Source organism: Trueperella sp. HMSC08B05, from assembly GCF_001808405.1.
Classification (GTDB): domain Bacteria; phylum Actinomycetota; class Actinomycetes; order Actinomycetales; family Actinomycetaceae; genus Trueperella; species Trueperella bernardiae.
The window spans coordinates 96144-108015 of the sequence record NZ_KV793239.1; the positions used below are offsets into that span (position 1 = coordinate 96144).

General features: G+C 67.7%; 9 protein-coding genes and 1 riboswitch. Of the genes, 1 reads left to right on the top strand and 8 read right to left on the bottom strand.

The annotated features are described in order from the left end of the window. Nucleotides 1–14 precede the first annotated feature (14 nt). The 5 genes from HMPREF3167_RS04575 to HMPREF3167_RS04595 form a co-directional block, all read right to left on the bottom strand. The gene (locus HMPREF3167_RS04575) at nt 15–2186 is read right to left on the bottom strand and encodes a YhgE/Pip family protein (RefSeq protein ID WP_070445745.1); all 2172 of its coding nucleotides are present in this window, start codon (nt 2184–2186) and stop codon (nt 15–17) included. After that, nucleotides 2186–3073, bottom strand: a complete 888-nt coding sequence (locus HMPREF3167_RS04580) for an ATP-binding cassette domain-containing protein (protein ID WP_062613966.1) — start codon at nt 3071–3073, stop codon at nt 2186–2188. The genes HMPREF3167_RS04575 and HMPREF3167_RS04580 overlap by 1 nt, the downstream gene beginning before the upstream one ends. 81 nt (nt 3074–3154) lie before the next feature. After that, nucleotides 3155–4519 (bottom strand): PFL family protein, encoded by a 1365-nt coding sequence (locus HMPREF3167_RS04585; RefSeq protein WP_083281076.1) that lies wholly within the window; start codon nt 4517–4519, stop codon nt 3155–3157. A gap of 7 nt (nt 4520–4526) precedes the next feature. Next, nucleotides 4527–4787 (bottom strand): ACT domain-containing protein, encoded by a 261-nt coding sequence (locus HMPREF3167_RS04590; protein WP_062613964.1) that lies wholly within the window; start codon nt 4785–4787, stop codon nt 4527–4529. A 69-nt stretch (nt 4788–4856) separates the two neighbouring features. After that, nucleotides 4857–6530, bottom strand: coding sequence for an MFS transporter (locus HMPREF3167_RS04595; RefSeq protein WP_083281077.1), 1674 nt, complete (start codon nt 6528–6530; stop codon nt 4857–4859). Between the two features lie 130 nt (nt 6531–6660). Here HMPREF3167_RS04595 and HMPREF3167_RS04600 point away from each other — a divergent pair, with 130 nt between their 5' ends. Then, on the top strand, nt 6661–7383 hold the full coding sequence (locus tag HMPREF3167_RS04600; protein WP_070445746.1) for a hypothetical protein: 723 nt from the start codon (nt 6661–6663) through the stop codon (nt 7381–7383). Here the strand turns inward: HMPREF3167_RS04600 and HMPREF3167_RS04605 are convergent. From HMPREF3167_RS04605 to HMPREF3167_RS04615, 3 genes are all read right to left on the bottom strand, one after another. Next, nucleotides 7332–8630: a hypothetical protein gene (locus HMPREF3167_RS04605; RefSeq protein ID WP_148132385.1), complete on the bottom strand. Its 1299-nt coding sequence runs from the start codon at nt 8628–8630 to the stop codon at nt 7332–7334. The two genes, HMPREF3167_RS04600 and HMPREF3167_RS04605, sit on opposite strands and share 52 nt — an antisense overlap. A gap of 162 nt (nt 8631–8792) precedes the next feature. Next, complete coding sequence (locus HMPREF3167_RS04610; protein WP_070445750.1) at nt 8793–10481, bottom strand: alpha/beta fold hydrolase; 1689 nt, start codon at nt 10479–10481, stop codon at nt 8793–8795. Between the two features lie 176 nt (nt 10482–10657). Continuing rightward, the gene (locus HMPREF3167_RS04615; protein WP_070445752.1) at nt 10658–11089 is read right to left on the bottom strand and encodes a hypothetical protein; all 432 of its coding nucleotides are present in this window, start codon (nt 11087–11089) and stop codon (nt 10658–10660) included. Continuing rightward, nucleotides 11090–11207, bottom strand: a riboswitch (SAM riboswitch). Nucleotides 11208–11872: the final 665 nt, after the last annotated feature.

Below are 11872 nucleotides of genomic sequence, written 5' to 3' on the forward strand. Positions count from 1 at the left end.
TCTCAAAGCCCCGGTTAGCGGGGGCGGACGGAGAAGGCGAAGTCGCCGGTGGATTCGCCGGTGATCATGGGCGGGTGCAGGTCGCGCATGCGTAGCACGCGCCGGCGCCCGACCAGCCAGTACAGCAACGCCAGCGACACCACGGCGATCAGCGCGAGCACCTCCACCGACCCCCAGTACTGGGTGGCCGTGCCGCCGGAGATCGCCACGCGGAAGGCATCTACCGAGTACCGCATCGGTGAGATGGACGACAGCCCGCGGTAGAAGGAGTTGAGCATCTCCGTGGGGAACGTGCCGCCCGAGGCCGGCAGCTGCAAGATCAACGCCACGAGGAACACGGCGCTCTGCGGCGAGCCCAGCCACAGCCTTACCAGATAGCCCAGCGCCATGAAGGCTAGCGCCGCCACGATCAGCAGCAGGATGAACCGCCACGGGTGCACCGGGTGTAGGCCGAGCAGGCCCCACACGCCCAGGCCCATGATGAGCGAGGAGGCCACGCCCATCACCGCGAATGGCGCAAACCCGTGCATCATCGTGGCGAAATTGCTGGCGCGGGAGAGCACGAGCCGCCCGGGCATCGTGCGCATCACGAGGAAGAAGGTCACGGAGGACACCCACAGGGCGATCGAGAAGAAGAATGGGGCCAGGCCGCGCCCGTAGGTCTCCGCGTCGTTGTCGGTGATCACGCTGATGCTGACCGGGGAGGACATGATCTCAGCAAGGTGATCCACTTCGGAGTCCGTGAGCGCGGGGATCTGCGCCACGCCCTGCTCGAGCCCGTCGGCCAGGGTCGCGGCGCCGGTGTCGAGCTGCTGCATCGCAAGGTCGAGCTGGGACACGCCGCTGACCAGCTGCTCCAGCCCCGCCACAGCCTCGGGCAGCTTGCCACTCAGCCCCGAGATGAGGGTGGTGAGCTGGGTCTTACCCTGGTTGATTTGTTCCACGCCGGCGTTGATGTCCTCGGCGGAGGAGCCGAAGCTCCGCAGCGCGGCATCGAGGCTGTTGAACGACGAATCGATCGCCGCCATCGCCGCATCCGCCGCGTCCACGGCCGCCTTCGTGGCGTTGTAGTCGAGGTTCGCCTGCAGGCTCGAGGTCAGCCTCAGCTGCCCGGACACGTTCGCGGACAGGTCGCCCAGCAACGACGACGACGCTGCGATGTCCTCCTGCAACTTCGCCAGGAAGGCGGGGTCGTTTGCCAGGTCGGGGTTGGCAGCCATTTGGAGGAGGGCCTTGTTGACGGCGTCGAGAGCGGAGTTCGTCTTCCCAATCGTCGAGTTTGCGTTCCCGGACAGTTCGGCGCTGAGCCCGCCGAGGTTGACGGCGTCGTCCTGGAGCTTGGGTAGGTTGTTGTTGACGTAATTGCGTAGCGGGCCGAGCGCGGCCTTGACGTTGTCTTTGCCCACCTGCACGCCGTCGGCCACGTTCTCCAGCCCGACCACGGAGCCCGTGGCGCCGGACACGCCAAGCAACACGCTGGTGGCGCCCCGGTCGAGGGTGGCCATCGCGTCCGACAGCTGCGCCATCTCCTCCTGCATCCCTGGCACGTCCAGTCCGGAGAGCGCCTCGTTGAGCGTGGATACGCCGGTGGCGGCCTGGGTGAGGCCGTCGGAGAGTTGGCGGGCGCCGTCGGCGGCGGTGGTCATGCCATCGCGGATGACGGACAGCTGCCCGAACAGGGTGGAGAAGTACGCCTCGCCCACCGCGGCGTTGACCTGCTCCTGGATGAGCGCCTGCATCTGGGACAGGAGGGAGCCGGCGATGAAGCCGTTGGCGTCGTCGCGGTGGAAGGTGATGGTGGCGCGTTCGGGCTGGAAGCGCCCAGCGGCCACGAGGTTCGCGGAAAAGTTCTCAGGCACGGAGACGATCATGTAGATCTCGCCCTCACGCAGCCGCCGCTCGGCCTCGGCCTCGTCGTCCATGAACTGCCAGTCGAAGCCGTCCTGGCCTTTGATCGCATCTACGAACAGGGAGCCGGCGTCGATGGTTTGCCCGTCGAAGTCCACCGCCTTGTCCGAGTTGACGATCGCCACCTTGACCTTGTCGATCTCGTGGTAGAGGTCCCAGTTGGCGTGCAGGTAGATGCCGCCGTAGAGGGCGGGGACGATGAGGATAAAGACGAGGGCGATCACGGGGATGCCCCGGAAGTGCTTGAATTCGAGGGTCGCGGAGCGCAGCGGCTTCATTATTCTTCCTCCTCGTTCACGACGACGTCGCCCCCGGCCGCGTCCGCCGGCTTGGCCTGTGTCGGCTCGGCCTGCGTCGGCTCTCCGACGGTTGCGACCACCACCTCGTCCTGGTCCGGGTCCAACGGCGCGATGACCTCGGGTTCCTCGATGGCCTCGTCGATGGTGACGGGCGGCTCCTCAATCTTGTGGATGCGCGTGACCTTCGTGGGCACGAGGTGAACGCGGACCGCGCCGACGGGCGCCGCGTTGGCATTGGAGGCGCTGACGACGATGACGTTGTTATCCATCGTGGCAAGCTTTTGCAGGGAGGCCAAGAGGGTGGCGGCGTGGTGGGCGGGCACGTCGTGATCCACCCCGTCCACGACGATAACCGCCGCCGGCCGCAGCATCGCCAGCGCCGCGCACAGCATCGCCTTCTCCGCACCCGGGAGCTCTTGGTAGAGGGCGCCTCGGTCGATTCGGTAGCCGAGGAAGTCCTCGATCTGCTCCGCGCGCTCGACGGCCTGGCGGATGCTCATACCGTCCTGGACCGCGCGCTCACCGATAAGTTCACCTACCGTGAGGCGGTCATCCGGGGCGGCGTACTGCCCGATCCGGCCCACCGCGGCACACTGGAGGACGGCGGAAAGCTCGGTGTCGGCGTCGTACCCGGCGATCTCAAGCCCGCCGGTCACGCGGCGCAACCGGCCGGCGAGCGCGAGCAACAGGGCCGAGCGGCCCGAGCCGGAGGTGCCGTGCACAATGCAGAGCGTGCCCGGGGCGAGCGCGAGGTCGAGCGGCCCGAAGATCGGGCCGTGCACCGAAGAAGCAGCGAGGCGAATGGCACGAAGCACGCTGCCGTCGTCGTTAAGCGAATCAACTTGGACCTGTTGCTTGCGTCTCATCTGATTTCCTACTCTGACCAGCATTAACGTCGGAAGTCTACCGCCGTGAAAAATGCCCTCGAAACTTGTTCGCCGCGCGCGTTAGTTGCGCATCCCGTGGACGGGTGCGGGGATGAATCCGCCGCGTGCCACGAACTCGGCCGAGGACACGGCGCGTACGGGCATGACGGGCGCGTAGCCGAGTAGCCCGCCGAAGTCCACCTCGTCGCCTTCCGCGGTGCCGGGGGCGGGGATGACGCGCACGGCTGTCGTCTTGTGGTTCATCACCCCGATTGCGGATTCGTCGGCGATCATGCCGGCAATTGCGGCGGCGGGGGTGTCGCCGGGAATGGCCACCATGTCCAGGCCGACCGAGCAGATCGCCGTCATCGCCTCCAGCTTCTCGATCGAGAGGGTGCCGGCGCGGACGGCGTCGATCATGTTCGCGTCCTCCGAGACGGGGATGAACGAGCCGGACAGCCCGCCCACGCGCGAGCAGGCCATCATGCCGCCCTTCTTCACCGCGTCGTTGAGCAGGGCGAGCGCGGCGGTGGTGCCGTGAGCGCCCACGCGCTCCAGGCCCATGGCCTCGAGGATCGCGGCCACGGAGTCGCCGACTTCGGCGGTGGGGGCGAGCGAGAGGTCGACGATGCCGAAGGGCACGCCCAGCCGTTCCGCCGCGAATTCACCCACGAGCTGGCCGGCGCGCGTGATCTTGAAGGCGGCCTTCTTGATCTCCTCCGCGATCTCGTTGAGCGGCGCGCCGCGCATGGGTTCGATCGCGTTGGCGACGACGCCGGGGCCGGATACGCCCACGTTGATCACGGCGTCCGGCTCCTCCACGCCGTGGAAGGCGCCGGCCATGAACGGGTTGTCCCCCACCGCGTTGGCGAAGACCACGAGCTTGGCGCAGGCGATCGCGCTGCGGTCGGCCGTGAGGGCGGCGGCCTCCTTGATGACCTCGCCCAGCAGGGCCACGGCCTCCATGTTGATGCCGGCGCGCGAGGAGGCCACGTTGACCGACCCGCACACCACATCCGTGTCGGTCAGGGCCCGCGGGAGGGAGGCGATGAGGGCGCGATCGACGTCGCTCATCCCCTTGTCCACCAGCGCCGAGTAGCCGCCGATGAAGTTGACGCCCACGGCCTTGCCGGCCCGGTCGAGGGCGTGAGCGATGTCGACGACGTCGCCCTCCAACCCCGCCGCCACCAACGCGATCGGGGTGACCGAGATGCGCTTGTTGACGATCGGGATGCCAAGCTCGCGCTCGATGCCCTCGGCGACCTCCACGAGGCGCGCGGCCTGGGTGGTGATGCGCTCGTAGATCGCTTCGCACGTGGCGGCCATAGTGGACCGGCGGCAGGACAGGAGCGAGATCCCCATCGTGACCGTGCGGATGTCCAGGCGGTACTTTTCAATCATCTCCACCGTGGACAGGATGGACTGCGGACTCGAATGGAAAGTCACGGCGCACCTACAGTTCGTTCATTGCTGTGAACAGGGCCTCGGACTGGACCCGGATCACGGTAGACTGCTCGCGTTCGACGGCGGTCAGGGCGGCCTGGAGCTCGTCGATCGAGTTGGAGACCTCCACGCGGAGGATCATGGTGAAGAATCCGCCCATGAGAGTCTGGGAGATGTCGAGGATATTGGCCTTGTGTTCCGCGAGCGCGGTGGTCACTCCTGCGACGATGCCCGGGTGGTCCGAGCCGGTAACGGTGATGATTGCGTACATTTTTCCATTCTATCGCGCTGGCCTGGGAGGTCATATGGGCGCATGGGCGGGATGGTTCGGCGCCCGGGTTTAGGCGCGGGATGACGCGCGGCTGGCGAGGATGAGCGCGGAGACGAGGCCGACGCCGAGCGCCACGGCAGAGCCGGCGAGGGAGATGCTGGTCGCCGTCGCGAAGGATTCGGTAAGGGCGGCGTGGAGGGCCGCGGGGTCGGGGGCCTGGGCGGCGAGCTGAGACATGGCGGAGCCGGCGGAGGTGACGGTGGCGTCGGTGATGGCGCTGGCGCCGGCGGCGGGGATACCGAGGTCGGCGAGCTTGGCGGGGAGGAGGGCGGTGAGGCCGGCCGCGAGCGCGGAGCCCGCCACCGCCGAGCCGAGCGAGGAGCCGAGCTGGCGGAACGTCGTCTGCGTGGCGGATCCCATGCCGGAGCGCTCGATCGGCACGTCGGCCAGGACCACGGAGGCCACCTGCGCCGAGGCCAGACCCATGCCCAGCCCGTAGCCGACCAGCACCGCCGACATCGTGATCGCCGACAGGTCCGCGTGCAAGATCGCGGCGAGTACCGCAATGCCGGCGACTTCCAGTACCAGCCCGACGACGACCGTCCAGGCCGCGCCGATCTGCCCGGCCACGTGCCGCGCGGCTGCCCCGGAGAAAAACGCGCCGATAGCGAGCGAGGCCAGCACCCAGCCCGCTTCGATCGCGCCGAAGCCCTGCACGTTAATAAGGAAGAGGGGAAGGACGAACAGGGCGCCGAACTCGCCCATCGCCACCATCATCGCGGTGACGTTGCCGTTGGTGAAGGAGGAGAGGGTAAAGAGGCTGACGTCGAGGAGGACGGCCTGGCCGGCGCGGCCACGGCGAGCCTGGTCCCAGACGAAGAGGGCGAGCAGGGCCAGCCCGAGTGCGATCGCGACGAGCGTGGGTGAGACCCAGCCGGCGCGCCAGGTGAGAGGGCCGAGGGCGGCGTCGTTCTTCATGCGGACCCAGCCGAAGGTGGTGGCCTCGATGAGGCCGAAGACGAGGGTGGCCATCGCGGCGGCGGACAGCGCCGAGCCGCGCCAGTCGATCCCGACGCGGGCGCGCTCCCCGGCGGGCAGCACACGCAGGGCGAGGGCGAAGATGACCGCGGCGATCGGCGGGTTGATGAGGAAGATCCACTCCCAGGAGAAAGTCTGGGTGATCCAACCGCCCAGCAGCGGGCCGATCGCGGCCATTGCCGCCATGACTGCGCCCCACATGCCGAAGGCGGCCGCGCGGGAGCTGCCGCGGAAGGTGGCGTTGATCGTGGACAGGGTGGAGGGTAGCACGAGCGCGCCACCCAGGCCTTGCAGGCCGCGAGCGAGGAGGAGGGTGGCGGCCGACGTCGCGAGCGCGGCCAGGAGGGAAGCCGCGGCGAACACCGCGAGGCCCGCGAGGAAGACCCGCTTGGTGCCGATCCTGTCGCCGAGCGTGCCCGAGGTTAGGAGCAAGGAGGCGAAGATCACCGAGTACAGGGAGGTGACCCACTGGGCTTGGGTGAGGGTGAGGCCGAGGTCGGCGATGATCGCCGGGATCGACACGGCCACCACCGTGGAGTCCAGCACGATGAGGGAGACACCGAACATGACCACGCCGAGGATGAGCCAGCGGTTGGGCGGGGTTGGGGCGGCGCGGCTTGGTGCGCCGGAGGTGGCGGGCGTGGCGGACGCGGCGGGAGTTTCCGCGTCGGGAGCGTCGAGGGCGGCGCTGCGCGTAGTGGTCATGGGTGAACCTTTCGATGATCGGCGGCGCGGCCGTCGAGAGTGCGACACGGTGTCGCACCCTCCATTAAACACCCTGCGACAGAGTGTCGCAAGTACCGGCCGGGTAGCCGATCGTGGCACAATGGCAGGCGTGAATAGCCCCTACCACGAACAGCTCGCGAGCCGCCGCGCGCAAACCCTCGCGCAGATCTACGACGTCGCCGAGGCGATCATGAGTTCGGGCGCGGAGCTGACCGCGGGCGCCGTGGCCGACGCCGTGGGGATCAAGCGCAACTCGCTCTACCGCTACATCGATTCGATCGACGACCTGCGGGCCCGCGTGGTCGGACGGCACTTCCCCGCGTGGATCACGGCCGTCCGGGAGGCGGTGGACGAGGCGCGGGCCGGGGCGTCGGATACCGAGCCAGCCGAGGCTAGCTCTGTGGCTGAGCGCACGGGCGCGGGGATGACTGGCACTGCGGCTGCCGGCACCGCCGAGCGCGGGGCGCGGGCTACGGTTGCTTTTGTGGAGGCGAACCTGCGCCAGGCCACCCGCAGCGGGCACGGCTGGCTCATGCAGCTAGGCGCGGGGATCCGGCGCTCGCAGCTGGAGGGCGAGAGCGGCGGGCACGCCGTGCTGGACGACATGCTCGCCGAGCTCGTGGCCGAGGCGCTGCCGCAGGTTAAAGCCGAACGGCGGGCGATCGTGGCCGCCCTCATCCGCGGGCTCATCTCCACGGGCTTCACGCTCATCGACGCGGGCGGCAGCGAGGACGTCATCGAGGAGGCCACGCAGGCGACGCGGGCGATACTGGCTCGCGCCTACGGGAGCATGGTCCGCACGATCGACCCGTTCGCCTCCACTTCGAGGTAACCACCCTCGTCGTACTCGTTTTTTAAGTACACCCGGAAATACGGGACGTCCGTGTCGTCGCGCTCAATGATGATGTGGGTGGGCTCGGTGCCCTCAGCGCCAGCCTCGGCCATGATGGGTTGCCCCTCGGCGATCATGGCGAAGGTGGCCTCCCAGTCGACGTCGTTGATCGTGAAGCGCCGCCCGGAGTCCACCTTCGTGGGATCGGCGGGCGCGATGCGCGCCACGCGCCCGTCAGAGTGCGTCACCTCAACAGTCTCGCTGCGTCCACCCTCCTCGCGGAACGACTCCACGTTAAGCCGCCCGCGGAACACCGTGATGCTGACCATCTCGGTCAGACCCACCCCCTCAAGGGCCTCTTGGACGGCGGGCGCGAAGCGATCGAGGGCGAAGTAGTAGGTTTCGCGGGCGGCGTCGTCAAGCTGGACGAACTCGGTCGACGTCGTGACCTCGCCCTTGGGCGTGAGGAACACCGTCTCGGACCCGGTCTCGTCTCGGAACACCATGCGCACCTCAAGCGCAACCGAAATGGGAAGGAGCCGGGCCACCGAGACCCTCTCGATCTTCGGGTCGGCAAGCCCCAGCTCGCGCGCCACGTTTTTCGCCTCGGGGATGGCTCGGATGATCTGCGACCAGTTCGTCCCCAAGCTGAAGGCCGCCTCGTTGAAATCAAGCCCGGGCTCACGTATTTTGACTGTTCGCGAGATGACTTTGCCGCCTCGCACCACCACATCTTCGATCTGCGCCCCACCAAGCGCGGTGGACGCGTCAGCGTCGAGCTTGATGTCCGCGAACGCAACCTCGATCACCTGGTCGTGTCCGAGCTCGCCCTCCAGCACGTCGAGCGCCTCAAGCAAGGGCACTTCTTCGAAGAGGTAGCCGTCGTCGATTTGCTGCACACGCCCGTCGTACTTGCCGACCATGTACTTCAGGCACGGCACCGGGTCCGACGTCGACAGGAACGGCGCGCCAACAGCGCCGACCACGAACGCCAACACCAGCACCCACCACCTCCGGTGGAACTTGGTCGGTGCACGCCACTCTTCGAGCGGTTCGGCGTAGGCCACGGCGTCGGCGTTTAACGCCTGCGACGCGGGCGGAACCTCATCGCCAAGGAGGACGTGGATGTTGCTGTATTCCTCGTACGGGTGCGCGACCGCCACGAGGGCCCCGGTCTCCACCTCGTGCAGGTCAAGGAGGGACACGATGTCCTTCGCCGCTGCCACGAAGAGCAGCACGCGAGTCACGGTTCAGAATTTTTCCGAGCCGGTCGTAGCGAAGGCGAGCGATGAGGCCAGGCCACCCAGAACCAGCGCAAAGAGCAGTCGTCCCATGCTATTGCACGCTAAGGCGCCAATGTGAACGCGAGGTTACGGGTTTTCGGTAGCCGTGCGACCAGCCACCGGGCGCTAGCCCATCGGCGTCGCGAGGAAGGCCCGCATCGCCTCCTTCACGCGATGCCACGTGCGCGAGGACGGCACCGACAGCGCCCCGTGGAAGGTGCCCGGGAACATGTGGAGTTCGACAGGGACGCCGGCGTCGGCGAGGTCCTGGGCGAGACGAAGGCCCTCGTCGCGAAGCGGATCGGCCGGGTTGACCACGATAAACGTGGGCGGCATGAGCGCCGCGGCCCGCCGTGAGGGCACGTAGGGCGGGGTGACGCGCGGGTCGCCGAGGTAGTGGCGCCACGACGCCGCCGACGCCTCCCGCGTCCAAATCGGCCCGTCGCGGTAGGTGGCGAACGACCCCGTATCCATCCCCGGCTCCAGGCACGGTTCGAGCACGAACGCGCGTTCGATCCGCACCGGCTCGCCGCTTTCTGCCAGCAGGGCGATTGCCTGTTGTGCCAGGCCGGCGCCGGCGGAGTCGCCCAACACGTACAGCGGCAAGCCCGGGTAAGTCTGGGCGAGGTAGCGCAGCGCGTCGGCGCAGTCGGTGGCGCCCGCCGGCCACGGGTACTCCGGGGCAAGCCGGTAGTCCGGGCTCGCCACCACCGCTCCCCCGAACAGTTCGACCAGATCGGCGTTGCGGGCGTCGTCGAACCGCGCCTCACCCGCCACGTATCCGCCGCCGTGGATGGACAGCACCGCCGCGGTCGGCTCCCCGTCGCCCCGCAGGCACCGCAGGGGCACCTCGCCAACGACGACGGTCTCCACCGTCACGCCCGCACCCGGACTCGCGCCGCCGAAGGCGTCCTCTCCCTGCCGGCGAACCACGTGGTAGCGGGCCATGTCTTGTGACGGCGTCGTGTCGAGGACGGAGGCCAGCTCGTCGGCGATGTAAGGGGCCGGCTGCGGGTCCTGCCCGTGGCGGCCGAGGAACTCGTTCACGACCTGGTAGAACTCCTTGGGCCGGTCGCGGCGGACCGTGTGGGTGGCGTCGGGGATGAGCGCCGTGCTGAGGTGCGGATTGGCGAGGGCCTCGGCCTGGGCAAGGCCGGCCGCACCGAACAGGACATCGCCGCCGTCGCCCGTAAGGAGAAGCGTGGGCACCGCGAGCTCGGCCAGGAGCTCCCGCCCGCGCCCACTCACCACGCCCGTGGCCAAAAAGCGCCGGTCCACCTGCGCCTTCCCCTGCGCCCACGCTCCATACTCGGCGGCGGGCCAGGCTGGGTATGACGCCTTCAGCTCGGCGATCGCGTGGCTCGGATCCGCGGTGACGGCATCTTGGTGGACGACGCGCTCGCGAGCCGTGTCAGCGTAGGCCTGCCGCTGGGTGTCGGTGAGGAGCGCGGGGTCCTCAAGCACGAGCGCCTGTACCAGGTCCGGCACCTCCCGCGCGATCGCCGCCGCGATCGCCCCACCCATCGAGTGCCCCATCAGCACCACCTTCCGGCTCACCGCGTGGCGGGCCGCGTCGATGACGACCGCCCGGGCCGCCGCGACGAGAGCGGTGAAGGGGTCGGCGAGGTCGTCGTCGTGAAACCGGCGCGACAAGCCGTGACCGAGGGCGTCGACCAGGTAGACGCGCCACTCGGTCCCCCATCGGCGCGAGATGCCGGACAGTGCGGCGGCGTTGTCGGTGACACCATGCAGCGCGACGATCACGCCCCTTTCCTCGCGGCCGGATACCGAATACGACGCTGCGTTGCTGATCATGGGGGTTCCTTAGCTCGTGGGCGGGCGCTACAAGTCTAGACCGAAAGCGGGGCGCGGCGACGTGGGGGCAACCGGGTTGAGACAAGGTGGACGGTTCTGGGGCGATCTTTCTACATACGAAGATCGCCCCAGAATCGTCCAGTGAATTCAAATCGCCGGGGCGGGGCGGCGCCGCGCTATGCGCGACTATCCTGGCCGTCGCCTCCGAGGAGCTTCCTTCCCTCGATCACGAACCCATCTGTGCGAGTGCCGGTGCATTCCTCCGGGCTCGCAACGGAGTCGACTCCGACATAGCGAGAACTACCCCCGCCCGGCGCTTCAAAGCTCAGAATCCCGTACCTCTCACACCACTTCACCCGCCGACCAGAGTCAATCAGCGCCTGCACATAGGACGGTTCATGGTTCCAGCCACGGACGGTATCCCCGTCGACGACGAAGACGATAAAGTCTCCATCCATCTCGACCTTCTCCACGTCCCGCCACGTGGCGGTCCAGCTGTGCCTCGCCCGGATGTAATGGATGTCGTGAGCCGTCAGGAAACGCCCACACTTCTTCGGGGTGGGCAGGTTTGCTTCTTCTTCGATGTTCCGCATGGGGAACTCCTTCATTGATCGCTCTTTCCCGGAGGCGAATTCCACCCGGGACAGATCTTCCTTCGGGGGCACCGTGCGCGACGCGCGGTTGCCAGTCAGTCTGCCGAAGGGCTTGCGACTGATCTTCTTGATCCACGCAGGACTGTATCACACCAAATCGAGCAAGGGGAAAGCCGAGTTGGGTGCCGCCCCCAACCCCGAGGACCAGCCACCCAGCGGGCAGCCATCCAGCGGCAACCCACCACCTGCCGGTCCACAGGCCGGCCCCCACCGGCCAGCCGCCGGCATCCACCGCCGGCCCCGCATCGGTCATCCGGTTAGTCATTCCCGGGCACGAAAAAGCCCGGAAACCTCAATTTCTCGCGGTTTCCGGGCCACCTGTTATGTAACTGCCGAAGACGATACAAAATGCTGATCGCAGAGCCAGAGCCGACGGAGGGCTTTTCGCTTGACAACAAGCCAAACTGCGCCTGTGGGTTTCTCAGCCCCTGGCATTCGGGCTGCTTGTCCAGCTTGCGAGTCTCAGATCGTTGCTGGCTCCGCGGCCAAACTGACCCGCCGTAATACGCTACTGGTTCCTGCCGTGTGAGAGTTGGTTCATTGCAGCTGGTGGGGTGCCGTCTTTCGCCCTCACGTGAGCTACGGACGGTAAAATTGGTCAAGGTGTGTTTAGAATCCGCCAGGGCGAATGAGGTAGTGAGGCTCCGACTTGTCGATCGAGATACGTTCACTCACTATGCCATTCACAAATATGAGCCGGCATTGGAGTGGGTTGCGTCCCTTAGTGTGGTGTAACGC